Source organism: Dickeya parazeae Ech586 (genome assembly GCF_000025065.1).
Lineage (GTDB): Bacteria > Pseudomonadota > Gammaproteobacteria > Enterobacterales > Enterobacteriaceae > Dickeya > Dickeya zeae.
This window is the reverse complement of the sequence record NC_013592.1, coordinates 3,517,851-3,542,080: the sequence shown is the minus strand read 5'-3', so window position 1 is coordinate 3,542,080 and position 24,230 is coordinate 3,517,851. Positions and strand designations below refer to the sequence as shown.

General features: G+C 52.1%; 20 protein-coding genes. 16 read left to right on the top strand and 4 right to left on the bottom strand.

The window, feature by feature from the left end:
• The first annotated feature begins 16 nt into the window (after positions 1-16).
• From rseA to acpS, 10 genes are all read left to right on the top strand, one after another.
• Positions 17-682, top strand: coding sequence for an anti-sigma-E factor RseA (gene rseA / locus DD586_RS15380; RefSeq protein WP_012885755.1), 666 nt, complete (start codon positions 17-19; stop codon positions 680-682).
• Entirely contained in the window at positions 682-1,632 is a 951-nt protein-coding gene (rseB, locus tag DD586_RS15375; RefSeq protein WP_012885754.1) for a sigma-E factor regulatory protein RseB, read from the top strand. Before rseA ends, rseB begins: the two co-directional genes overlap by 1 nt.
• The gene (rseC, locus tag DD586_RS15370; RefSeq protein WP_012885753.1) at positions 1,629-2,099 is read left to right on the top strand and encodes a SoxR-reducing system protein RseC; all 471 of its coding nucleotides are present in this window, start codon (positions 1,629-1,631) and stop codon (positions 2,097-2,099) included. Before rseB ends, rseC begins: the two co-directional genes overlap by 4 nt.
• 261 nt (positions 2,100-2,360) lie before the next feature.
• Positions 2,361-4,160: a translation elongation factor 4 gene (gene lepA / locus DD586_RS15365; RefSeq protein ID WP_012885752.1), complete on the top strand. Its 1,800-nt coding sequence runs from the start codon at positions 2,361-2,363 to the stop codon at positions 4,158-4,160.
• Positions 4,161-4,175: 15 nt separating this feature from the next.
• Positions 4,176-5,144, top strand: coding sequence for a signal peptidase I (lepB, locus tag DD586_RS15360; protein WP_012885751.1), 969 nt, complete (start codon positions 4,176-4,178; stop codon positions 5,142-5,144).
• Between the two features lie 183 nt (positions 5,145-5,327).
• Positions 5,328-6,008, top strand: a complete 681-nt coding sequence (gene rnc / locus DD586_RS15355; RefSeq protein ID WP_012885750.1) for a ribonuclease III — start codon at positions 5,328-5,330, stop codon at positions 6,006-6,008.
• Positions 6,005-6,910, top strand: a complete 906-nt coding sequence (era, locus tag DD586_RS15350) for a GTPase Era (RefSeq protein ID WP_012885749.1) — start codon at positions 6,005-6,007, stop codon at positions 6,908-6,910. The genes rnc and era overlap by 4 nt, the downstream gene beginning before the upstream one ends.
• An 11-nt stretch (positions 6,911-6,921) precedes the next feature.
• Positions 6,922-7,656: a DNA repair protein RecO gene (gene recO / locus DD586_RS15345; protein WP_012885748.1), complete on the top strand. Its 735-nt coding sequence runs from the start codon at positions 6,922-6,924 to the stop codon at positions 7,654-7,656.
• 72 nt (positions 7,657-7,728) lie between these two features.
• Complete coding sequence (gene pdxJ, locus DD586_RS15340; RefSeq protein WP_012885747.1) at positions 7,729-8,460, top strand: pyridoxine 5'-phosphate synthase; 732 nt, start codon at positions 7,729-7,731, stop codon at positions 8,458-8,460.
• On the top strand, positions 8,460-8,840 hold the full coding sequence (gene acpS, locus DD586_RS15335; protein WP_012885746.1) for a holo-ACP synthase: 381 nt from the start codon (positions 8,460-8,462) through the stop codon (positions 8,838-8,840). Before pdxJ ends, acpS begins: the two co-directional genes overlap by 1 nt.
• A gap of 28 nt (positions 8,841-8,868) precedes the next feature.
• Here the strand turns inward: acpS and DD586_RS15330 are convergent, their stop codons facing one another.
• On the bottom strand, positions 8,869-9,129 hold the full coding sequence (locus tag DD586_RS15330; RefSeq protein ID WP_012885745.1) for a YfhL family 4Fe-4S dicluster ferredoxin: 261 nt from the start codon (positions 9,127-9,129) through the stop codon (positions 8,869-8,871).
• 347 nt (positions 9,130-9,476) lie between these two features.
• On the opposite strand from DD586_RS15330, the gene pdeH reads away from it, so the two are divergent.
• The gene (gene pdeH, locus DD586_RS15325) at positions 9,477-10,268 is read left to right on the top strand and encodes a cyclic-guanylate-specific phosphodiesterase (protein ID WP_012885744.1); all 792 of its coding nucleotides are present in this window, start codon (positions 9,477-9,479) and stop codon (positions 10,266-10,268) included.
• 778 nt (positions 10,269-11,046) lie between these two features.
• Entirely contained in the window at positions 11,047-12,564 is a 1,518-nt protein-coding gene (locus tag DD586_RS15320) for a sensor domain-containing protein (RefSeq protein WP_012885743.1), read from the top strand.
• A gap of 10 nt (positions 12,565-12,574) precedes the next feature.
• Here the strand turns inward: DD586_RS15320 and DD586_RS15315 are convergent, their stop codons facing one another.
• Both DD586_RS15315 and DD586_RS15310 read right to left on the bottom strand, forming a co-directional pair.
• Positions 12,575-13,399, bottom strand: coding sequence for an HlyD family efflux transporter periplasmic adaptor subunit (locus DD586_RS15315; protein ID WP_012885742.1), 825 nt, complete (start codon positions 13,397-13,399; stop codon positions 12,575-12,577).
• Positions 13,386-15,572, bottom strand: coding sequence for a type I secretion system permease/ATPase (locus DD586_RS15310; protein ID WP_012885741.1), 2,187 nt, complete (start codon positions 15,570-15,572; stop codon positions 13,386-13,388). Before DD586_RS15310 ends, DD586_RS15315 begins: the two co-directional genes overlap by 14 nt.
• Positions 15,573-16,326: 754 nt before the next feature.
• Between DD586_RS15310 and DD586_RS15305 the strand changes: the two genes are divergently transcribed.
• From DD586_RS15305 to tadA, 3 genes are all read left to right on the top strand, one after another.
• The gene (locus tag DD586_RS15305; RefSeq protein WP_012885740.1) at positions 16,327-16,668 is read left to right on the top strand and encodes a tryptophan synthase subunit beta; all 342 of its coding nucleotides are present in this window, start codon (positions 16,327-16,329) and stop codon (positions 16,666-16,668) included.
• A 128-nt stretch (positions 16,669-16,796) separates the two neighbouring features.
• Positions 16,797-17,735: an N-acetylmuramic acid 6-phosphate etherase gene (gene murQ, locus DD586_RS15300; protein WP_012885739.1), complete on the top strand. Its 939-nt coding sequence runs from the start codon at positions 16,797-16,799 to the stop codon at positions 17,733-17,735.
• Complete coding sequence (gene tadA, locus DD586_RS15295) at positions 17,735-18,247, top strand: tRNA adenosine(34) deaminase TadA (protein WP_012885738.1); 513 nt, start codon at positions 17,735-17,737, stop codon at positions 18,245-18,247. The genes murQ and tadA overlap by 1 nt, the downstream gene beginning before the upstream one ends.
• Positions 18,248-18,330: 83 nt before the next feature.
• Here tadA and mltF read toward each other — a convergent pair whose 3' ends face one another.
• Complete coding sequence (gene mltF, locus DD586_RS15290; RefSeq protein ID WP_012885737.1) at positions 18,331-19,788, bottom strand: membrane-bound lytic murein transglycosylase MltF; 1,458 nt, start codon at positions 19,786-19,788, stop codon at positions 18,331-18,333.
• 278 nt (positions 19,789-20,066) lie between these two features.
• Here mltF and purL point away from each other — a divergent pair, with 278 nt between their 5' ends.
• Positions 20,067-23,951 carry a phosphoribosylformylglycinamidine synthase gene (gene purL / locus DD586_RS15285; RefSeq protein ID WP_041165062.1) on the top strand — a complete coding sequence of 1,295 codons (3,885 nt, stop codon included), beginning with the start codon at positions 20,067-20,069 and terminating at the stop codon, positions 23,949-23,951.
• The last annotated feature ends 279 nt before the right edge of the window (positions 23,952-24,230 follow it).

Sequence of the window (24,230 nt, the reverse complement as noted above, 5' to 3'; positions counted from 1 at the left end):
AAGGTAAGGTGAAGTTATGCAGAAAGAAAAACTTTCCGCTTTAATGGATGGTGAAGCAGTGGATAATGCGCTGCTGGGTGCCTTGTCCAAAGACGATGCATTGCAGCAAAGCTGGCAGCGTTACCATCTGGTACGCGACACGTTACGAGGGGATGTCAGCGAAACGCTGATGCAGGTTGATATCGCTTCGCGTGTGGCTGCCGCCCTCGAACAGGAACCGGTTCCGTTCAAGACGAAAACCATGCCGGAGTCTCAGCCGCATCCTCAGTCCTGGCAGGCGTTACCGTTCTGGCACAAAGTCCGTCCACTCGCCAGTCATCTGACACAAATTGGTGTGGCCGCGTGCGTTTCGCTGGCAGTGATTGTTGGTGTTCAGCACTACCAGCAAAGCAACGTCGTTAGCGACAATGTGGCGGAAAACACGCCGGTACTGGGCACATTGCCGGTGATGGGGGGTTCCGCTTCGCCAGTTAGCCTGAGCGTGCCTGCGGAAAATAGCGTGGCACATACCGGACAGCGTCAGATGCAGGCGCAGCATGAGCGCATTAATGCGCTGCTGCAGGATTACGAACTGCAGCGCCGTGTGCATTCTGATCAGCTCCAGTTGCAGCAGCAAGGGAGCCAGCAACAGGCCGCCGTACAGGTGCCTGGTACTCAGTCATTAGGAATTCAACCGCAGTAATGAAGCGCTTCTGGTTTGCCGCATGTGTATTGCTGGGCAGCCTGTCTTATTCCTCCCTCGCCCCGGCAAGTGATTCCGGGGCGTTGTTGCAGCAGATGAGCAGCGCCAGCCGATCATTAAATTACGAAATTTACTACATCAATGTTTCCCGTCAGGGCATTGAGTCATTGCGCTACCGGCATTCGGTACAAAATGGCGAAACGCTGGCTGAACTTATTCATCTTGATGGTCCGAAGCGCGAAGTGATTCAGCGTGGTGGCGACATTAGCTATTTCGAAGCGGATGCCGAACCGTTTACGTTGTCTGGCGATCATATCGTCGATTCACTGCCGGCACTGATTTTCGCCAACATTGAGCGTTTGTCTGCGTATTACGACTTTATTCCTACCGGTCGTATCCGTCTGGCGGACCGCCAGGGCGATGTGGTGAGGATTGTCTCGCGGGATGGCACGCGTTTCAGTTACATCGTCTGTCTTGATGCGGAATCTCGCCTGCCATTGCGGGTCGATCTGCTCGATCAGAATGGTGAGTTGCTAGAGCAGTTCCGGGCGATTTCCGTCATGGTGGACAAAAACGTGCAGCTAGCCATGAAACCGCTCGATAAAGTCAGTCAGCCGCCATCTCTCAGTATTTCTACGACGTCTGTTGCCGATTTTAACTGGACGCCGGAGTGGCTGCCGCTTGGTGTTGAGGAAGTGTCGCGCAGTCAGCGGCCGCTACCTGGGGTGACCGGTCTGACGGAATCTCGTCTTTATAGCGATGGTTTGTTCAGCTTTTCCGTTAATATCAGCCCGGTAGGGGAAAACCACCCCGACCAGAATGCCTCATTGGGGCGCAGAACTATCCATACCGAAGTACGGAATAACCGGGAAATCACGGTGATTGGTGAGTTGCCGTTGGCAACCGCCAAACGTATTGCGGATAACGTGCTCTTCAAGGCGCAGCCATGATTAAAGAATGGGCGACGGTGGTATCGTGGCAGGCGGGCGTCGCCGTGTTGCATTGCGAACAACGCTCCGGGTGTCAGAGTTGCCAGTCCCGTACATCGTGCGGCACCGGTGTGCTGAATCAGATTGGCGGTGCGGCAACGCACCAACTGACCGTTGCGTATTCGCAGCCTTTGTCTCCTGGTCAACGGGTGGAAATCGGTCTGGCGGAGTCCAGCTTGCTGCGCTCGGCAATGCTGGTTTATCTGCTTCCGTTGCTGGGGCTGATGCTGGGGGCCACGTTGATGCAATACTGGCTGGAGAGCGAACCGGCAACAGTCATCGGCGCCTTTGTCGGCGTGGCGGTGAGTTTCGCTCTGGTAAAGCGCTTATCTGCGAAAATTGGCAATAATCAGCGTTATCAGCCGGTCATTCTGCAGGTTTCTCTGCCTGAAAATCTACTGCGAACTGATATGACGCCGGAACGTTAAAACGCAGGCGGCCAGCAGGATGGCGGGCTGGTGGTCGGTTTGCTTTTTTCCCTTTAATGACTTTTTACCTCTGCTTTCATCTTCTCATCCATAACCTTGCCATAATCAAGAAATTGATTCGATGCGCCATGACTAGGTTTTCCTTTGCATGGCATGTAGAATGCTGCGATTCAGGTATATGACAGTAGCTATGGCTGTCATCACATTGCGCATGCCGTTCGGCAAGAATTTCAGAAATACCAAGGTAGAAAAACTTTTATAATGAAGCATATACGAAATTTCTCCATTATTGCTCACATCGACCACGGTAAGTCGACGCTCTCTGATCGCATCATCCAAATTTGTGGTGGCTTGTCCGAACGTGAAATGGAGGCGCAAGTGCTGGACTCCATGGATCTGGAGCGTGAGCGCGGTATTACCATCAAAGCTCAGAGTGTGACGCTGGATTACAAGGCTTCAGACGGCCAAACTTATCAGCTCAACTTTATCGATACCCCCGGACATGTCGACTTCTCCTATGAGGTTTCCCGCTCGCTGGCTGCTTGTGAAGGGGCATTGCTGGTAGTAGACGCCGGGCAAGGGGTTGAAGCGCAAACGCTGGCTAACTGCTACACCGCGCTTGAAATGGATCTGGAAGTGGTGCCGGTACTGAACAAGATTGACCTGCCAGCGGCCGATCCTGATCGCGTCAGCCAGGAAATCGAAGATATCGTGGGTATCGATGCAACCGATGCGGTGCGCTGTTCCGCTAAAACCGGCGTTGGTGTGCCGGATGTGCTGGAGCGTCTGGTGCGTGAGATTCCGCCGCCGGAAGGTGACCCGGAAGCGCCGTTGCAGGCACTGATTATCGACTCCTGGTTTGATAACTATTTGGGTGTGGTATCGCTGATCCGGATTAAAAACGGTACGTTGCGTAAAGGCGATAAAGTCAAAGTCATGAGCACCGGCCAGGTATATAACGCTGAGCGTTTAGGAATTTTCACCCCCAAACAGGTGGACCGCGATGCGTTGCAGTGCGGTGAAGTGGGCTGGCTGGTTTGTGCCATCAAAGATATTTTGGGTGCACCGGTGGGCGATACCCTGACGCTGGCGCGTAAACCGGCTGAAAAGCCGTTGCCGGGCTTTAAAAAGGTCAAACCGCAGGTCTATGCCGGTCTGTTCCCGATCAGCTCCGACGACTATGAGGCTTTCCGCGATGCATTGGGCAAACTCAGCCTGAATGATGCGTCTTTGTTCTACGAACCGGAAAGTTCTACCGCGCTGGGCTTTGGTTTCCGCTGTGGTTTCCTGGGGCTGTTGCACATGGAGATCATTCAGGAACGTCTGGAGCGTGAATACGACCTTGATCTGATCACCACGGCACCGACGGTGGTGTACGAAGTGAAAACCACCAGTAACGAGGTTATCTATGTCGATAGCCCGTCTAAACTGCCGCCGGTTAATAACATCGAAGAACTGCGTGAGCCGATAGCCGAGTGTCATATGCTGTTGCCGCAGGAATATCTGGGTAATGTGATCACCTTGTGCGTGGAAAAACGCGGCGTGCAGACCAACATGGTCTATCACGGCAATCAGGTGGCGCTGACTTATGAAATTCCGATGGCCGAAGTGGTACTCGACTTCTTTGATCGCCTCAAGTCCACCTCACGTGGTTACGCATCGCTGGATTACGGCTTTAAGCGCTTCCAGGCATCGGACATGGTGCGTGTGGACGTGCTGATCAACAGCGAACGTGTAGACGCGCTGGCGCTGATCACCCACCGTGATAACTCAATGTACCGCGGTCGTGAGCTGGTGGAAAAAATGAAAGATTTGATTCCGCGCCAGCAGTTCGACATCGCGATTCAGGCGGCGATCGGCAACCACATTATTGCCCGTTCCACCGTAAAACAGCTGCGCAAGAACGTTCTGGCGAAATGTTACGGTGGTGACGTCAGCCGTAAGAAGAAACTGCTGCAGAAACAGAAGGAAGGGAAGAAACGCATGAAACAGGTAGGGAATGTCGAGCTGCCGCAGGAAGCGTTTTTGGCCATTCTACATGTTGGAAAAGAAAGCAAATAACCCTGAGGAGTTGGCATGGCCAATATGTTTGCCCTGATTTTGGCATTGGCAACGCTGGTGACCGGCGTTGTCTGGTGTCTGGAGCGGTTCAAATGGGCGCCAGCTCGGCGTGCCAAGATTTTGGCGTTGAGCCAGCAGGTTAATGGCGCGCTCGATGAGAAAACCCTGGCGAGCAACATTAAACAGCCGGGATGGGTGGAAACGTTCGCGTCAGTCTTTCCTGTGCTGGCATTGGTGTTTGTCGTGCGTTCATTCATCTTCGAACCGTTTCAGATCCCTTCTGGTTCGATGATGCCAACGTTGCTGATCGGGGATTTCATTCTGGTCGAAAAATTTGCTTACGGCCTCAAGGATCCGATAACGCAAACGACGTTGATTGAGACCGGGCATCCGAAACGTGGCGATATCGCGGTATTTAAATACCCGGAAAATCCGCGTCTGGACTACATCAAGCGCGTGGTAGGGTTACCGGGTGATCGCGTGAGTTATGACCCTATCGCCAAACAGGTCACCATCCAGCCGGGGTGTAGCGACAAGTCGAGCTGCACCAGTGCGTTACCGGTGACCTATAGCAACGTTGAACCCAGCGATTTTGTGCAGACGTTTAGCGGCAGCGGGCGTGAGATGACCAGCGGTTTCTATCAGATTCCGGTGGGCCAGAAAAGCGAAGGCATTCGCATGGCGACCCGCAAGGAAACGCTGGGCGATGTGACGCACAATATTCTCGCTGTACCCGGTGCTCAGGACCAACTGGGAATGTATTATCAGCAACCCCGTCAGCCCCTGGGCAGTTGGGTGGTGCCTGCTGGCCATTACTTCATGATGGGGGATAACCGCGATAACAGCGCCGACAGCCGTTATTGGGGATTCGTACCGGAGAGAAATCTGGTGGGTAAAGCAACGGCCATCTGGATGAGTTTTGAAAAACAGGAAGGTGAATGGCCCACAGGTGTGCGTTTAAGTCGCATCGGTGGTATTCATTAATCGAATGTAAATAAACTCGCAGCATATTTGCGACTTCCGTTGTAGAATATTTCTGAATAATAAATGCTGGCTCCCGGGCGGGAGCCACTGCAAACGAAACAGTTTTGACTTAAATGTAGTGGCAAGGCAGGGCTGTTCCGTATGCTGTTGTTTAAGAAGGCATTATAGATCTATTGGTAGCACATGAACCCCATCCTGATAAATCGTTTACAAAAAAAGCTGGGCTATACTTTCCAACAATATGACCTTTTATTGCAGGCACTGACCCACCGTAGCGCCAGCAGTAAACATAACGAGCGACTGGAGTTCCTAGGGGATTCCATTCTGAGTTTCGTTATTGCCAATGCGCTGTATCACCGTTTTCCCCGCGTGGACGAAGGTGATATGAGCCGGATGCGTGCAACGCTAGTGCGTGGTAATACACTGGCGGAAATTGCCCGAGAATTCGAATTGGGCGAATGCCTGCGCCTTGGTCCTGGTGAATTGAAAAGTGGTGGCTTCCGCCGTGAGTCGATTCTGGCGGATACCGTCGAAGCGTTAATCGGCGGTGTATTTCTGGACAGTAATATCCAGACCATCGAGCGGCTTATCCTGTCGTGGTATCAAACCCGACTCGATGAAATAAGCCCTGGAGACAAACAAAAAGATCCGAAAACCCGCCTGCAGGAGTTCCTGCAGGGACGTCACTTACCTTTACCGACCTATCTGGTGGTGCAGGTACGTGGCGAGGCGCACGATCAGGAATTTACGATTCATTGCCAGGTCAGCGGGTTTAGCGAGCCGGTAGTGGGTACTGGGTCTAGCCGTCGTAAAGCCGAACAGGCGGCGGCGGAACAGGCCCTGAAAAAGCTGGAGCTTGAATGAGCGAAGAACAGACCTACTGCGGCTTTGTCGCGATTGTTGGCCGACCGAACGTCGGTAAATCCACCCTACTGAACCAGTTATTGGGGCAGAAGGTGTCTATTACCTCGCGTAAGCCGCAGACGACGCGTCACCGTATTATGGGGATCCACACCGAAGGGCCGTATCAGGCTATCTACGTGGATACCCCAGGGCTGCATATCGAAGAAAAGCGGGCTATCAACCGCCTGATGAACCGTGCGGCCAGTAGTTCAATCGGTGATGTGGAACTGATCATCTTCGTGGTGGAAGGTACCCACTGGACTGACGATGATGAAATGGTAGTGAACAAGCTGCGCGATCAGAAAACGCCTGTACTGTTGGCTATCAATAAAGTGGATAACGTCACAGATAAAACGAAGCTGCTGCCGCATATCCAAATGCTGAGTGAAAAGATGAATTTCCTCGATGTGGTCCCCATCTCTGCGGAGAAAGGCACTAATGTCGATACCATCGCCGCGATTGTGCGTAAGCATCTGCCGCAGGCCATTCACCATTTCCCGGAAGACTATATCACTGACCGTTCACAACGTTTCATGGCATCGGAAATCATTCGCGAAAAACTAATGCGTTTTCTGGGTGAAGAACTGCCGTATTCGGTGACGGTGGAAATTGAGCGCTTTGTCGCCAATGAACGTGGTGGTTACGATATCAATGGCCTGATTCTGGTAGAACGTGAAGGCCAGAAAAAGATGGTGATTGGTAACAAGGGTACCAAGATTAAAACCATCGGTATTGAAGCGCGTCAGGATATGGAACAGATGTTTGATGCCAAGGTTCATCTGGAATTGTGGGTGAAGGTTAAATCTGGCTGGGCGGACGATGAGCGTGCGCTGCGTAGCCTGGGTTACATTGACGACCTGTAAGGCATACGCCGATGGAAGGCTGGCAGCGCGCGTTTGTCTTGCATGGGCGACCTTACAGTGAAACCAGCCTGTTGCTGGATCTGTTTTCTGAGAATGAAGGCCGTGTGCGGGTGCTGGCAAAAGGCGCCCGGGCGCGGCGTTCCAGCCTTAAAGGGGCGCTTCAACCCTTTACACCGTTGCTGGTGCGCTGGGGGGGGCGAGGCGAAGTCAAAACGCTTCGTAACGCTGAGCCTGTTTCTCTGGCGTTGCCATTAAGCGGCTCACTGCTCTATAGCGGTTTGTATGTGAACGAGCTGCTGACCCGCGTACTGGAATTAGAAACCAATTATTCCGCTCTGTTTTTCGATTATCTCCACTGTTTACAACAACTGGCTGGCACCAACGGATCGCCAGAACCGGCATTGCGTCGTTTTGAGTTGGCGTTGCTGGAGCATCTGGGGTATGGCGTCGATTTTCTACACTGTGCCGGTAGCGGCGAGCCCGTTGCTGATACCATGACCTATCGTTACCGTTCAGAGAAAGGCTTTATTGCCAGTCTGGTGGTGGATAATGTTAGCTTTACCGGGCGTGAATTGCAGGCGCTGGCGTCGAGAGAGTTTCCCGATACCGACACATTGCGTGCCGCCAAACGTTTTACTCGTATGGCGCTGAAACCTTATCTTGGCGGTAAGCCGCTGAAGAGCCGGGAGCTATTTCGTCAGTTCATGCCGAAGCCCTATAAAGCGGTACCGGATGAAAAGATCTAGAACCGGCCGGGTACCGCCAGTGTCGGCCGGGGTGTACACTGCGACGAAGACTTAATTATTGAAGGATGGATCATGGCTGAGTTGTTGTTGGGCGTAAATATCGATCATATTGCCACCCTGCGTAATGCTCGTGGTACCGCGTATCCCGATCCGATTCAGGCGGCATTTGTCGCAGAGCAGGCGGGAGCGGATGGCATTACCGTCCATTTGCGTGAAGATCGCCGCCATATTACCGATCGCGATGTGCGTTTATTACGTCAGACCATCCAGACTCGCATGAATCTGGAAATGGCGGTAACGGATGAAATGCTGGCGATAGCCTGTGAGTTGAAACCGCATTTTTGCTGCCTGGTGCCGGAAAAACGTCAGGAAGTGACGACAGAAGGCGGGCTGGATGTAGCAGGGCAGCTTGCGCGCATCACATCGGCGGTAACGCAATTACGTGAGGCGGGGATTCAGGTGTCGTTATTTATCGATGCTGATCGCACACAGATAGATGCCGCCGTTGCCAGTGGTGCGCCTTATATTGAAATTCATACCGGCGCTTATGCCGATGCGCAAGACGATGTGGCCCGGCAACAAGAGTTTGAACGCATCCGTGATGCGGTGGCCTATGCGGCGTCTCGTGGCATCAAGGTTAATGCCGGCCACGGTTTGACTTATCATAATGTCCTGCCGATTGCAGCGTTGCCGGAAATGCATGAGCTAAATATCGGTCACGCAATTATTGGGCGTGCGGTGATGAGTGGGTTGGCTCCGGCGGTGGCCGAGATGAAAACACTGATGCGGGAAGCTCGTCGCTAATGGCGATTTTGGGTCTCGGTACAGATATTGTTGAAATCGCCCGTATTGAAGCGATCGTCGGTCGTTCCGGCGATCGCCTGGCTCGGCGAGTGCTTAGTCCTCAGGAATGGGCGCAATATCAGTCTCACTCTCAACCCATTCGCTTTTTGGCTAAGCGCTTTGCAGTGAAAGAAGCTGCCGCAAAGGCGTTGGGCACCGGCATTCGCGACGGTCTGGCCTTTGCCCAGTTTGAAGTGGTAAATGATGCGTTGGGCAAACCCTGTTTACAGTTTCTGGCGCGCGCCGCTGAACTGGCGCAAGCCTTAGGGGGGCAGCGTGTGCATGTATCGCTGGCAGATGAGCGACACTACGCCTGTGCTACCGTGATTATCGAAGGGTAAAATTGAATGGCATTATGCTGAGCGGGTATTACAGCTGGTCGGCATGGTGCAACAGGACAAATTTTTCCCACAACTGCTCGTGATTTTCTGGGTGACTCGCGTCTTTAATAATGGTGTTGTCGATAGGGCAGACCTTTTGGCAGGTCGGCGTATCGTAATGCCCGACGCATTCGGTACAACGTAGCGGGTCAATCTCGTAGATCTCATCCCCCATCGATATGGCTTGATTGGGGCATTCCGGCTCACACATATCGCAGTTAATGCATTTCGCGGTAATCAGTAGCGCCATGTTTTCTTTCCTTTCATCAATCAGCCGCCGATTATACTCTTCTACGGGCCAGTTACACAGCGTGGTTATGGTATAAACAATGCCGCTAGAGAAGGGCTCAAAAAGCGAGTTTATTCGATTGATTGACGGACTATACGACAAAGACATTAATCACTATTATGCGATCGTAATGCATAATTTCTCATAGCTTTTTGATATAAAAAAACAAAAATTCCCATGCAATGTGTCCGTCATATTCGCTTTGTACTGTAACTTGCATTACAGTCAACCCAGATAAAGATTGTCGGGGTGAAGCCGATAAACTCATGCGTGCATGTGGTATACTTGATCTGTAAGCATCTCCTTCAATGGCGGAACACATAGTGCAGCAAAACAGTCACTTTAATCAGCCCGGCTCTGCAGCCTCTATCTCCGGGGAGGCACTGCTTACAGATGCTGATTACTGTCACGGCTGCCATCGGCGATACAGATTTCAGCCCATTTATCGTACGTCAGGTCGTTTAATGGGAATTGAGTTACTGACCGCTGTTTTTCATCCATCCATGCCGCAGACGTTTTTATCTCCTGAACAGTATTTTGCCCGCCTGAGCGTTGAAGAGCGCTTGCAAATCGTCATTGAACAGCTCCAGCTACTTAACCAGTGGCATGATCGCTTTGTTCGTGACGGGTTACGTGCCTCCGTCAATATTGATGGCCTTACTTTGCTGGCTTTGCAGGACAGTCGCGAGGCTAAAGCACTGCTGTCGACCATGCCCTGGCTACGTTTTGAGTTGGTTGAAAGTCTGGCTGTATTGCCCCATGACGTGCTGGCGTCGCTCCCCGAAGCAAATCAGCTTTGGCTGGATGATTTCGGTTGCGGTGTAGCGAATTTTTCCTCGTTGGCGCAAGTAAAATATGATTGCATCAAAATTGCCCGTGAACTTTTCATTATGCTGCTGCAAAGCGAAGAGGGCAGAAAGCTATTCCCATCGCTGGTCTCTTTGATGGCGACTTACTGTAATGATGTGGTGATTGAAGGGGTTGAAACGCAAGAAGAGTGGGAGATAGTCAGACAATCGAATGCTTCTGCTGCCCAGGGATATTTCCTGTCTCGACCTCAACCATTTGAAAATATGGAAGATCTCCGTTCAGAGCTGTAATTACGCCTTCTTAATATTCCTGAGTCACTACTGTTTATTTGATTAGAGTAAACCTTCCCGACGCCCACAAACCCAGACCCCGACCCATTAATCCCTTGAGGGTAAAAGAAAAATTCATCTTCCAAAAATATACCGTATAAAATAAATGATTAGATTGCTAGCCATGGATTTTTCATTTTTTATGCCTTGTTTTTTATATAAATATAGTGTTTTATGTGGCCGAGGCGCTGTTTTCTGAATAGGGAAACCGTGATGATAGCTGAAAAAATCAGCAATCATAAGAGAAAGAACTGGCTAATTTTAAAAGATATAACTGTTTGATTTATAAATACAAAAAAATAGATGTTTGCTATCAACGATCAAAAATCGTCTGGTGATAGTTTTTTTTGATTAAAATGATGTGACTTATCGGTATAATTGATTTGCTTACGAAAAATTGATAGTCAAAATACTGCGCTACGAAATCTGTAAAGGGCTGTATCAAAATATTAGCCAGGCTTATGTCTATAACGATCATTAATATAACTGATTAAGCTAATTCTCTTGATTTTATTATTTAGGTCTGCACACGGCGATATAATGGAGGCTTTATGCTGTCGTTTTTATGGCTATGAACCTGTCCTGCAGAGCTGGATAGTTTTTTCATTCATCCTTTCTACTCTCCGGAAATGTGCCAACCCTGAAAATCCATACGAGGGGAGTTATTACCGGGATTTTTCGTCTTCAGTGATGCGATTTGTTCGTTCAGGACCGCTCCGGGCCTGAGGAGAGTGTTATTGTGTATGAAATTATAATAACCCTATTAATAGTGCTCTTAGGGATTTCTACTGCAAGAAGCCGTAAATTCCAGGAAAAAGCCGACGCAGAACAAAAAAAGCAAGACTTCCTGAATATGGTGTTCTTCGCCGCTGAGTACAGCCCGTCATCCATTATGATCGCTAATGAAAGCTGTGAAATCGTGTATGTGAACCGGCAGTTCACCGTGATGTCGGGTTATGAAGCAGAAGAAGTGATTGGTCGTAAAACAAATATATTAAGCTCGGGTATGACCAACGCCAGCGTGTATGAAGAACTGTGGTCTACCCTCAATAAAGGCGAGATTTGGAACGGCGAGTTCGTCAACCGTAAGAAAAACGGTCAGTTATATTGGGAAAAAGCCAGCATCGTCAAAATATATAATAAAGCCAGCGATGCGCTTCAGTATGTCAGCATAAAAATGGATATCACTGAGCGTAAGACTCAGGAACACCATGACAACTCCTACAACCGTGCGCTGGAGTTGCTCTCGAGCGGCGCGCCGTTGAAAGATATCCTGGACGCTATCATCTTCAGCGTCGAGGAGAAAAACCCTGGGCGGATCGTGTGTTCCGTCCTGTTGGTTGATAAGGAGAAGAAATGTCTGACGCTAGGGTCTGCGCCCAGTTTGCCAGGTTTTTATAAGAATGCGATTCACAACGTGAAAATTGCCGATGGGGCGGCGTCGTTTGGTTCGGCGGCTTACTTTGGCAAACGTGTGATTGCCGAGGATATCTCCACGCATCCGCATTGGACGCTGTATAAAGGCTTGGCATTGTATGCTGGCCTGCGCTCTTGCTGGTCTGAGCCCATCTTCGGGCAGAACAAAGAGATTCTGGGGGTACTGAGTGTTTATCACCGCAAAGTCTATTCCCCAACGGAGGATGAAATCGCCTCTATTGAGAAATCAGCCCAGTTGGTGGCTGTCGCCATCGAACGTTATCGGGCGATTGATATGCTGCGTCGCAGTGAAGAGCACTACCGGCAACTGGCCCATTACGATTCTCTGACCTCGCTGGCTAACGGTCTGACGTTCGCTGAACAGATGGAGCAGGCTATCCAGTTGTCACGGCAGACAGGCCGGAAGATCGCATTAATGTTCCTCGATCTGGATAAATTTAAGCAGATTAACGATACCTTCGGCCATGCGACTGGGGATTTACTGCTCAAAGAGGCGGCGGCGCGTATGCGTGGTGCGGTACGTGAAACGGATACGGTTTACCGTCGTAGCGGTGACGAGTTTATTATTCTGCTGCAGGGGATCAAGGAAGTCGAGAATACGTTGTATGTCGCGGACAAGATTCACCATGCCCTTAACGAGCCTTTTTATATCGAGGGCAAGAAATTGGATATCTCATGCAGTATTGGGATTGCGCTGTACCCCGAACATGGAACCGATTCGCTGACATTAGCCATCAACGCAGATGCGGCAATGTATCAGGCGAAGGCATTAGGACGAAGCCAGACCCAGATTTACCATGACCTGAATACACATCAGTAGCGCCGAGGCGTTATCTCTCCCGCAAGGCTTCCATCCGAGCCTGTCGTATTGGCTTTAGCAGATAGCTGAGCAATGTTTTCCTGCCAGTAATAATACCCACATGAGCTACCATGCCGGGAAGGAGCAGTTGTGGCTTGTCGATAGTCCCCAGGTAGTTGCTCTGTGTGCGTAACTGAACCAGATAGAAGCTGTGACCGGCTGGGTCTGTCATGGCATCCTGGCTAATCTGCTCGATATACCCTTTCAGGCTGCCAAATGTGGCGTGATCATAGGCTGCGAAAGTGATTACCGCCTCCTGGCCTGGACGCAAGAACGCCATATCTTTCAACTGGACTCGGGCTTCTATCAGTAACTTGTCATCCAGCGGCGTGATTTCCACCAGCGTGCGGCCCGGTAAAACTTGCTTATTATTCGTATCAACCAAAATATGTTTGACCATACCCCGTACTGGCGATGCGACCAGTGACAGCTCATCTGAGGTATTTGCCGGCGCTTTTTCCTGCGATGAGCGGGTATCCAGCCGCATCAGTGGGTCGCCGATATTAACGATTTGTCCTTCACGGATGTATAACTCGTTCAATTCCCCTGTGGCTGTTGCCTGTACCCGGTATTGTGGTGATTGGCTGAGCGTCTTTCCCGTCGCACTGACGACTTCATCCACTTGTGCCATGTCGGCCCAGCCAATCAGGAACATGATGAAGGCCAGCATAATCCAGATTGATAACCGAATGAGGCGGGGCGTATCTTCCACCAGAGCCTCACCGACAGCGGGCAGCGCGTGTGAGTCCTGCTGGTGATGGCAGGATAAATAGCGAGTGAATTTAGCGAGACGCATTGATCTGCCCTTTTTTTAATGCATCCAGCACGATGGCTTTGGGACCGTCAGCGATAATACGGCCTTTATCCACGATAACCAGTCTATCCACCAGCGTCAGCATGGATATCCGGTGTGTCACCAGCAACAGTGTTTTGTTGGTAATAATGGCTTGCAGGGCCTGTTTAAAGTGGTCTTCACTGCTGTTGTCCATCGCACTGGTGGGCTCATCCATAAGCAGGATAGGGGGATTTAGCAATAGGGCACGGGCAATCGCTACCGCCTGCTTTTGACCACCCGACAGGTTCATCCCGCGTTCGCCAACCTGCAGGTTGTAGCCATCCGGGTGCAACCGGGCGAAATCATTGACACCAGCGATATCCGCGACTTTCAGCATGGCATCATCCTCAACGTAGCGGGCCCCACAAATCAGGTTATCCCGCAACGTACCACTGAAAAGATGAATATCCTGCGGCACGTAACCAATATGGTGGCGCAGATCGGCAACATCGAGCTGACGCGCATCGACACCATCAATCAACAGGTTACCGTGGGTGGGGTGGTAAAGGTTGACGATTAACTTTTCCAGCGAGCTCTTACCCGAGCCGGTTCGGCCTATGATGCCGACTTTTTCTCCTGGGCGAATAGACAGGTTAATATCGATCAGAGCACGGTTTTTCTGTTCGGGATAACTAAACGTGACATCGCGAAATTCGATACTGCCCTGAATGTTTTCTCGTTTTAGCGGATAGTGTTGCTCGCCACGTTCTTGCGGCAGCATCATCAATTCCTGAGTTTCTTCCAGCGTTAGCCTGGCATGCTGGTAGCGGATGACCCATTCGGATAACGGCCCCAGGGTCAGCAATACACGACTATTGAGCAGGTAACAGGCAAACAGCGTACCTAACGTCAATTGGGCGTTTTGCAGCAGGTAGACTCCGACGACTATCACGATGACGCTGGCGAGATGTTGGCAGGTTTGTGTCAGATGCAAAGCGCAGGCTGACAACGTTTTCACCCTTAAGGTGAGTCGGCTAATATCACCGCTGATGTGTTCCCATTGGCGCTGGCGTTCGCCTTCTGCGTTATTGATTTTAATGGCTTCCAGCCCACTCAGTGTCTCCGTCAACAGCGCCTGGCGTTCATCCGTTAGTTGGCGGGAAAGGGCTTGTGCTGCCAGTATGGGTTTTTGAAACAGCCAGTTAATCAACAATACCAGTGGTATTGTCAGTAATGGTACCCAAAGCAACTGGCCGCCTAAGACACCGAGTAAGATAATCATCAGTAGTGCGAAGGGAAAGTCTATCAGGCTACCCAGTGACTGCGACGATAAGGTATCACGCAAGACATGGAACTCCCGCACCCGATGCGCTATGGCGCCGACTCGTGCCGGGAAAGCGGAGCGCATCATGCCGGTCAGCCGTTCGAATAGCGTGGCAGAAAGAATCAAATCGGTTTTTTTACCTGCAATATCCAGACAGACGCTGCGCAATATGCGCAGAATAAGGTCGAATACCAGTGCAATACCGAGGCCGGAGGTCAGTACCCATAAGGTGGCTGTTGTTTGATTGGGGATCACCCGATCGTAGACCTGCATCACAAACAGCGGAATGAATAGCGCGATGATATTGATGAGCAGGCTGGCGGCTATTGCATCAAGATAAAGAGGGCGAGACAGTTTCAGTGTGTCACGCAGCCAGGCTTTGCTGCGTGCCAGCCGTGTCGCCGACGGGGCATCAAAACGATGAGCTGGCTGCGCGAACATGACCAATCCCAGATAGTTTTGCTGCAGCGTATTGTGGTCAACCATGATTTCGCCGCCTTCGGTTTCGCCAGTCATCAGCCGGGCATTGCCGTCTTCTGTCCAGCCCAGCAGGATGGCCGCCCGACCCTCACGCAGTAGCAACATCGCTGGCAGCGACATGCTGGGTATCGCGCTTAACGAGCGTTTGAGTATGCGGGCGCGCAAACCGGCACGCGCTGCGGCACGGGGTAGCAGACTGGCAGATAAACGCAGATCTTCCAGCGGTAATCCTGCTGTCAGTGTGGCGCGACTGGTCGGTTTCCCCTGCAATTGGCACAAGGCCAACAGACAATCCAGTAAGGGATCATCATGACGGGCGCGAGGATCCTGATGTTGTAGAGAATGCGGACATTCTCCGCCGCCTGGTGGCTGCTCATGGTGTGTATTCATGTCGCTGCTCATTCCTTAGCTATCGTGACTGCTTGCAGGCAAGGCGATCACCGATAAAAAATGACAATAAACAAAAGTGAGCAATATGGCCTGATTTTGTTGTTTTTTCTGGTGTTGACTGGCAAGCATTATTCATGGCGAACCTTACCAGACGCAACCTTTCATTTCAGTGGTATCAGCCAGTCTGGCGACGGGAGAACGCTGCCAGTCAGTTGATCTGCTCAAGTTTGAACACTCGGGTATTGGTCAATATAACTGACATTTTGATGCGATATAATACGTCGGTTAACTCTTGTATTGATCACCTTTTAGCGGGCTATCGACTCTACATGAAATGTGAATAGCGGACGGATAATCGTCTGGATAGCTTGCCGGGTGATGGCGAAAATGCCATTCTGATAGATGGTCTGACGGTGTGGCGATAGAAAATTGTAGTCACCTGGTCAGGTTTCGTCGCAGGGTATATCGCACGGGCGGCGTGACTAACTCCATCCGGCGGCGGTGTGTTATCCATTAATGCGGCAGCCTTGCTCGGGTGAAGACGATAGATTCTCGTGTCGGTATCCTCTGGCAAACACAGGCAATAAGGTGGGCTGGCAAGGTTGTGTTAGTGCGCAGCCTGGTACTGTGGGCGTGTGTTTGGGACCGTTATGTCTATCGGCTTGCAGCGCGGTAATAAAATGAAATCCTAATCAAGAGCGGAGGCTCCTCCTGTCGTTGGATTCTCTTCTATTGCTAATAAAAAGGGCTTGGTATGTTTTACATTTTGCGTGATAGCAACGGGCATCTTATCAGGGTAGAAAGATCGCCGTTTCCGGAAATGAATGGTGAGCTGCCGGATAATTCAGTTGAGGCAGCAGCATGGCTGCATAACCAGCGGGCTATTCTGGCTAAGATCGAGCGCTTGCGCAGCAGCGATCTGGAAATGGTACGTGTACTTGAAGACTTGATTCAGGTGCTGATCACCAAAGGGCAGATCAACATCACGGATTTTCCAGCGGCGGCGCAGCTTAAACTCATCAATCGTGCACGGGCGCGTGAAGAGCTGGGTAATCTGGAGTCACTGATCCGTGAGGATGAAGATAAAATCTTCTGATGCTGATAAGTTCCGACAAAACGGCTTGCCAGTTACCTTGCAAGCCGTTTTTTATTGGTCCGACAGACGGCAGAGTGATGAGTGCTTGCCGACGGCACGGAACAAACGGGTAATCAAGGTGGCTGATAATGGTAAACGATGAGAAAAGTATCGATTTCGGTACGCTGGTTTCAGAAACACGTCATCCTGCATCCATGAATTTGGATCAGTTATCCACGCTGGAAATGGTGTCCTTGTTCAATCAGGAAGATCACCGGGTGCCGGAAGCGGTGCGCAAGGTCCTCCCCGCTATTGCTCAGGCGGTGGATGCGGCTGCAGGTTGCCTGAAGGTGGGGGGACGAATTATTTATCAGGGAGCCGGTACCAGCGGCCGCCTTGGCGTGCTGGACGCATCCGAATGTCCACCGACCTTTGGCGTGCCGCATGGGGTGGTGGTGGGGTTGATTGCCGGTGGCCCCGGCGCGTTGCTAAAGGCGGTGGAAGGAGCGGAGGATGACCCTGCACTCGGCGAAGCGGATTTGGTCGCGCTGACACTCACTTCTCGCGATATCGTCATCGGCATTGCCGCCTCAGGGCGAACACCCTACGTGATTGGCGGCTTACGTTATGCCCGGACGCTGGGTTGTCGCACCGTCGCCATTTCCTGCAATCCCCATTCACCGATTGCACAAGAAGCGGAGATCGCGATCTCTCCGTTGGTGGGGCCAGAAGTGTTGACCGGCTCCACACGGCTGAAATCCGGCACAGCACAAAAACTGATATTAAATATGATATCCACCGGTGCGATGGTGAGACTGGGTAAGGTATATCAGAACCTGATGGTGGATGTGAAAGCCACCAACGTGAAATTGGTCGATCGAGCCTGCCGTATTTTGATGGAGGCCACTGGGGTTGAGCGGGAAACGGCGCAGCTGTGTCTGGCGCAAACCGATTATGACGTCAAACCGGCGATAGTCATGGTAGTAGCAGGATGTGATGCACAACAAGCCAGACAACGGTTAGCACAAAGCAATGGGTATCTGCGTGATGCGTTATATAAAGAAAATGCAAAAAACCAAGGGGAATAATGAGTAGTCCGATGGATGATGAGTTCTGGATGCGTCACGCCTTGTCGCTGGCACAACGAGCCTGGGACGAAGGTGAAGTACCGGTTGGCGCGGTACTGGTGCAAGGCGATCGGGTGATTGGCGAGGGCTGGAATCGACCGATCGGTCGCCATGATCCCACAGCCCATGCAGAAATCATGGCGTTGCAGCAAGGGGGGCAAGTGCTGCAGAACTATCGTCTGCTAGACACCACCCTGTATATTACGCTGGAACCCTGCGTGATGTGTGCCGGTGCCATGATTCATAGCCGCATCACTCGATTGGTGTACGGTGCGGCGGATGCCAAGACGGGAGCTGCCGGCTCGCTGGTGGATATTCTGCGCCATCCCGGAATGAACCATCAGATAGCCATTACCGACGGTGTGTTGGCGCAAGAGTGCTCCGAACTGTTGAGTCGTTTTTTCCGTATGCGCCGCCAGCAGCAGCGCGAAGCGCGCGCCGGACGTGATACGTCACATGATACTTCGGCCTGAATCGAGCGTTCAGAATAACGCCGCCCGAACCGCAGTAACTGAATCGTAGTGAGCCAAACCGCAGTGAACCAGTGGGGGATAGGTCAACGGGAACGCGTGGCGGTCAATTGCTCTGGTGGTACGGCGGGGTAGGCGCTGCCAGCCAGTTGCTGTTGTAACGCACGGCTTTCTTTCTCTGAAAGATACCCCACCAGGCTGACCATGTAGCGTCGGATATTTTCCACATAGTCGTAAGCCTCCTGACCACGCGCATAACCGTTGGCTGTCTGGGAGTAGTAGCGTTTCTGACTCAACATTGGCAGGCGTATTTTGACGTCTGCCCAACTGTCTGGATTTCCCTGCTGTTTTTCTGTCAACTTACGGGCATCCATCATATGCGCGTACCCCATATTATAGGCTGCCAGCGCAAACCAGATACGCTCATCTACCGGGATGGTGGCAGGTACCTGCTGCATCATTTGGCTTAAATATCTGGCACCGCCGCGAATGCTTTCCTCCGGATTGAGCCGGTTGACCACATCCAGACTTTCAGCGGTATTGCGCGTTAGCATCATCAAACCACGTACCCCGGTTGGCGAGGTTGCCAGCGGGTTCCAGTGCGATTCCTGATAAGAAATTGCCGCCAGCAGTTTCCAGTCTATTTCCCGGGCGTATTTCTCGAACAGCGGGCGTAAACCCGGCAATGTGTTGTCGATAGCGCTGAGGAATGTGGTGGTATCCACATAGTCGAATTCGCCGACGTGCCCCAGATACTTCTCCTCCAGACGGGCGAGGGTGCCGTCTTCCATCACCTGACTAAAGAAGTCGAGCAGTGCCGCAGATAGGCTGTCATCGCGGTTTTGCCGCATATACCAGGTAACCGGCTCTTCGTCGCTAAGATCGAATGACACCGCCAGCTGGGGGTGGATTCGTTGCATCAGACCAATGTTGATTGAATCAGCGATGGTGTAATCCAGCTTTCCATCCGCTACTTGTTTTAGGAGATCCAGCTCAGAGACATCGGTGGCGACTTCCCAACTCAGTTGCGGATATTTTTCGGCTTTGAGATCGCGCAAGGTAGCGGCATGTGCCGAGCCAGACAGTACGGTCAGTTTACCCTGCATTTTATCCAGTGAAGTGGGACGAGCGCTCCCCATACGGTAGACCAGTTGCTGTGACACCGAATAATAGGAAGGGCCTGCCTGGAAACGGTTCAGACGCTCCTGGTTATAGATGAGGCCTGCCGCCAACAGGTCGGCATTGTCGTTATCCAGATCGCTGAATAAATCGTCAACATTTTGACGCACGGAAACCACCAGCCGCACGCCGAGGTAGTCGGCGAATCGCTTGGCCAGTTCATAATCCAGCCCGGTGGGGGAACCGTTGCTGAGGGTATAGGTCAACGGAGAGGTCACGGTGCTGATGCGTAGCTCGCCACGTGAAAGGATTTGCCTTAACTGGACGTCCTGATGACTGCGCCAGGGAATATTTGGCCACAGTGCCAGCGTCAACAGCAAAGCGATTACCCCGATGAAAACATAATTTATCGTTAAACGCTTCAATGAGTTGTCTCTCGGCGGCCAGTTGGCCTGTCTGTCTGTAACGGCAGTTTCTTATTACGTCTGTCCCAGAGTCGGGGGGCATTTTGCTTAACAAACCGCCAGTGTGCAACTGTTATTCGTTTGTCTATTGTTTGACCACCGAACCTCTGCAATGTTTAACAATCGCTACGCAAACGGTTTCGTCACGCGCCACTATTCTCTATAATAGCCCGCGTTTCCCCCCTGTAGCGCCCTGACGCACTGTCTCCGGTGCCTCGAAGACGAGAGAAATTTAGATGATGGAAATACTGCGTGGTTCACCGGCCTTATCGGCTTTCCGTATCAATAAACTGTTGGCCCGGTGCAAGGAATACCAACTGCCCGTTAGCGACATTTATGCCGAATACGTCCACTTCGCCGATGTGAACGCTCCGCTAAACCATGAAGAACAGTCACGACTGAGCCGCCTGCTGAAGTACGGGCCTTCTCTCGCTGAGCATGAGCCTACCGGGCGGCTGATTCTGGTGACCCCGCGTCCGGGCACCATTTCTCCCTGGTCTTCCAAGGCTACCGACATTACGCACAATTGCGGCCTGCAGAAAATTCGTCGTCTGGAACGCGGCCTGGCGTTTTACATTCATGCGCCGACATTAAGTGATGCCCAGTGGAAAGAACTGTCTGCACTGCTCCATGATCGCATGATGGAAAGCGTCTTTGACGACCTGCAACAGGCTAACCTGCTGTTCTCTCAGCACCAGCCTGCACCACTGAAACGGGTGGAAATTTTGCTCCAGGGCCGCCCGGCGCTGGAGGAGGCCAACCTGCGTTTGGGGCTGGCGCTGGCTGATGATGAAATGGATTATCTGCTGGAAGCCTTTACTAAACTGGGGCGCAATCCAACCGATATCGAACTCTATATGTTTGCTCAGGCGAATTCTGAGCACTGCCGCCATAAAATCTTCAATGCCGATTGGGTCATCAATGGTGAAACACAGCCGAAGTCGCTGTTCAAGATGATCAAAAACACCTTTGAGCATACACCGGACTATGTGTTGTCTGCCTATAAGGACAATGCGGCAGTGATGGAAGGATCGGCGGTAGGCCGTTTCTTCCCTGACCCACAAGGCGCTTATGCCTACCATCAGGAAGACGCTCACATCTTGATGAAAGTGGAAACCCATAACCATCCGACGGCTATTTCACCGTGGCCGGGTGCCGCGACTGGTTCCGGTGGTGAAATCCGTGATGAAGGCGCAACTGGACGAGGCGCGAAACCGAAAGCCGGTCTGGTCGGGTTCTCGGTATCTAACCTGCGTATTCCCGGCTTTGTTCAGCCGTGGGAGCAGGATTTCGGTAAGCCGGACCGCATTGTCAGTGCGCTGGATATCATGACCGATGGCCCACTGGGTGGCGCTGCCTTTAATAACGAATTTGGCCGTCCGGCATTGACCGGCTATTTCCGTACCTATGAAGAAGCGGTAGACAGTCATAACGGCGTTGAAGTGCGCGGTTATCACAAACCTATCATGCTGGCGGGCGGGATCGGCAACATCCGTGCGGAACACGTCAAGAAAGGCGAAATTAGCATTGGTGCCAAATTGATCGTGCTGGGCGGGCCTGCAATGAATATTGGTCTGGGGGGCGGTGCTGCATCGTCCATGGCATCAGGCCAGTCTGACGCGGATCTGGATTTTGCCTCGGTGCAACGCGACAACCCGGAAATGGAGCGCCGTTGTCAGGAGGTTATCGATCGCTGCTGGCAGCTTGGCGAGCAAAACCCGATCCTGTTTATCCATGACGTCGGTGCCGGTGGCCTGTCCAACGCCATGCCGGAACTGGTCAGCGACGGTGGTCGCGGTGGTCGTTTCGAACTGCGCGATATTCTGAATGATGAACCTGGGATGAGCCCGTTGGAAGTCTGGTGTAACGAATCGCAGGAACGTTACGTGCTGGCGGTAGCGCCGGAACAACTGGCGCTGTTTGATGAAATTTGTCGTCGTGAGCGCGCGCCTTATGCCGTCATTGGTGAAGCGACGGAAGAACAGCACCTGACACTCAGCGATCGCCACTTCAACAATAAGCCGATCGACATGCCGCTGGACGTACTGCTGGGCAAAACGCCGAAAATGCTGCGTGATGTTGAGCGTAAAGACGTTGAAGGCACCCCACTGAATCGCGAAGGCATTTATCTGGCGGAAGCGGTTGAACGCGTGCTGCATTTGCCTGCGGTGGCTGAGAAAACCTTCCTTATTACCATTGGTGATCGTACGGTGACCGGGATGGTGGCACGTGACCAAATGGTTGGGCCGTGGCAGATACCGGTGGCAGATTGCGCCGTGACAACCGCCAGCCTGGATAGCTATTACGGTGAAGCGATGTCAATCGGCGAACGAGCGCCAGTGGCATTGCGTAACTTTGCTGCATCAGCGCGTCTGGCGGTAGGGGAAGCACTGACTAACATCGCCGCGACGCATATTGGCGACTTGAAGCGTGTGAAACTGTCTGCCAACTGGATGGCGGCAGCCGGGCATCCGGGTGAAGACGCGGGTTTGTACGAGGCGGTGAAGGCGGTTGGTGAAGAACTCTGTCCGGCACTGGGACTGACGATTCCGGTGGGTAAAGACTCCATGTCGATGAAAACCCGCTGGCAGGAAAATGGCGAAGATAAATCGGTAACTGCGCCGTTATCGCTGGTGATTTCTGCGTTTGCCCGCGTAGAAGATGTACGCCATACCGTTACACCGCAGTTGCGTACCGACAAAGACAACGTACTGCTGATGATCGATCTGGGTGCCGGACATCACGCATTGGGCGCGACAGCACTGGCTCAGGTTTATCGTCAACTGGGTCGTAAAACGGCGGATGTGCGTAATCCGGCACAGCTGGCTGGCTTCTTCAATGCCATGCAGACATTGGTGGCGAACAAGGCACTGCTGGCATACCACGACCGCTCAGACGGCGGTTTGCTGGTCACGTTGGCCGAAATGGCGTTTGCCGGCCATTGTGGCGTGAAAGTCGACATCAGTTCTATGGGTGAAGATGCGTTGGCTGTGCTGTTCAACGAAGAGCTGGGCGCTGTTATCCAGATAGAGGCCTCTCGCCGTGCCGAAGTCGAACAGGTGTTGGCTGAACACGGTCTGGCAGAGTGCGTGCACTATCTGGGACGGGCACAAGCGGGCAACCACTTCATCATTCACAGTGGTAACGATGTGGTGTACCACGAAAGCCGCACTACACTGCGTAACTGGTGGGCGGAGACGACCTGGCAAATGCAGCGTCTGCGTGATAACCCACAGTGCGCGGATCAGGAGCACCACGCGAAATCTGATGACAACGATCCGGGGCTGAATGTCGCATTGACTTTCGACCTGCGCGAAGACATTGCCGCACCATTTATCAGCCGTCAGGCGCGTCCGAAGGTGGCGGTCTTGCGTGAGCAAGGCGTCAACTCGCATGTAGAAATGGCGGCGGCGTTCCATCGCGCTGGGTTTGATGCCATTGATATTCATATGAGCGACCTGCTCGCCGGTCGTCGTAATCTGCAAGACTTCCAGGCGCTTGTCGCGTGTGGTGGCTTCTCTTATGGCGACGTCCTGGGCGCGGGTGAAGGCTGGGCGAAATCCATTCTATTCAACGATCGGGTGCGCGATGAATTCGCTGCATTCTTCCTGCGTCCGCAAACGCTGGCACTGGGGGTCTGTAACGGTTGTCAGATGATGTCCAACCTGCGTGAGCTGATCCCAGGGGCGGAGCATTGGCCGCGTTTTGTTCGTAATAAATCTGACCGGTTTGAAGCGCGTTTCAGCCTGGTAGAAGTGACCAGCAGCCCATCATTGTTCCTGCAGGATATGGCGGGTTCTCGTATGCCGATCGCTGTGTCGCATGGCGAAGGTCGTGTAGAAGTCCGTGACGACAGCCAGCTGTCTGCACTGGAACAGCATCAGCTGGTGGCACTGCGTTACGTGAATAATTATGGTCAGGCGACGGAAGATTACCCGGCTAACCCGAATGGCTCGCCGAATGGTATCACGGCGGTGACCAGCGTGAGTGGCCGTGCCACGGTGATGATGCCACACCCGGAACGAGTGTTCCGCACCGTGAGTAACTCATGGCACCCGGAAGAGTGGGGCGAAGATAGCCCGTGGATGCGTATGTTCCGTAATGCTCGCCGCCAGTTGGGGTGATGTATTCGAATACAGCGTTGATAAGAAAGGGGCTTCGGCCCCTTTCTTTTTTTGTCTCAAATCAGCGACAACAGCATGATTGAGTGTCTCCAAAAGGTGACATTTATTTTATTGATTCTAAAGAATTATTTTTAATGGGTATTAGGGTGTCTTTTTTTAGCGACAAAAAGCCCTGATTTCACCGAATAGCGGAGGAATCGCGGAAAGCGTTCAGGCTGTATTATTAATATCTTCGGCGTGTTATTTTTATTTTTCTTTTTATTTCAATGCATTGATTAT

What these genes read in the sequence shown, in the direction of transcription:
- pdeH (WP_012885744.1), top strand. Translation starts at nt 9,477, where the DNA reads ATGGCGGAACACATAGTGCAGCAAAACAGTCACTTTAATCAGCCCGGC.
- murQ (WP_012885739.1), top strand. Translation starts at nt 16,797, where the DNA reads ATGGTAAACGATGAGAAAAGTATCGATTTCGGTACGCTGGTTTCAGAA.
- rseA (WP_012885755.1), top strand. Translation starts at nt 17, where the DNA reads ATGCAGAAAGAAAAACTTTCCGCTTTAATGGATGGTGAAGCAGTGGAT.
- recO (WP_012885748.1), top strand. Translation starts at nt 6,922, where the DNA reads ATGGAAGGCTGGCAGCGCGCGTTTGTCTTGCATGGGCGACCTTACAGT.
- lepB (WP_012885751.1), top strand. Translation starts at nt 4,176, where the DNA reads ATGGCCAATATGTTTGCCCTGATTTTGGCATTGGCAACGCTGGTGACC.
- DD586_RS15310 (WP_012885741.1), bottom strand. Translation starts at nt 15,572, where the DNA reads ATGAATACACACCATGAGCAGCCACCAGGCGGCGGAGAATGTCCGCAT.
- DD586_RS15315 (WP_012885742.1), bottom strand. Translation starts at nt 13,399, where the DNA reads ATGCGTCTCGCTAAATTCACTCGCTATTTATCCTGCCATCACCAGCAG.
- DD586_RS15330 (WP_012885745.1), bottom strand. Translation starts at nt 9,129, where the DNA reads ATGGCGCTACTGATTACCGCGAAATGCATTAACTGCGATATGTGTGAG.
- DD586_RS15305 (WP_012885740.1), top strand. Translation starts at nt 16,327, where the DNA reads ATGTTTTACATTTTGCGTGATAGCAACGGGCATCTTATCAGGGTAGAA.
- pdxJ (WP_012885747.1), top strand. Translation starts at nt 7,729, where the DNA reads ATGGCTGAGTTGTTGTTGGGCGTAAATATCGATCATATTGCCACCCTG.
- lepA (WP_012885752.1), top strand. Translation starts at nt 2,361, where the DNA reads ATGAAGCATATACGAAATTTCTCCATTATTGCTCACATCGACCACGGT.
- purL (WP_041165062.1), top strand. Translation starts at nt 20,067, where the DNA reads ATGGAAATACTGCGTGGTTCACCGGCCTTATCGGCTTTCCGTATCAAT.
- rnc (WP_012885750.1), top strand. Translation starts at nt 5,328, where the DNA reads ATGAACCCCATCCTGATAAATCGTTTACAAAAAAAGCTGGGCTATACT.
- tadA (WP_012885738.1), top strand. Translation starts at nt 17,735, where the DNA reads ATGAGTAGTCCGATGGATGATGAGTTCTGGATGCGTCACGCCTTGTCG.
- era (WP_012885749.1), top strand. Translation starts at nt 6,005, where the DNA reads ATGAGCGAAGAACAGACCTACTGCGGCTTTGTCGCGATTGTTGGCCGA.
- acpS (WP_012885746.1), top strand. Translation starts at nt 8,460, where the DNA reads ATGGCGATTTTGGGTCTCGGTACAGATATTGTTGAAATCGCCCGTATT.
- rseB (WP_012885754.1), top strand. Translation starts at nt 682, where the DNA reads ATGAAGCGCTTCTGGTTTGCCGCATGTGTATTGCTGGGCAGCCTGTCT.
- rseC (WP_012885753.1), top strand. Translation starts at nt 1,629, where the DNA reads ATGATTAAAGAATGGGCGACGGTGGTATCGTGGCAGGCGGGCGTCGCC.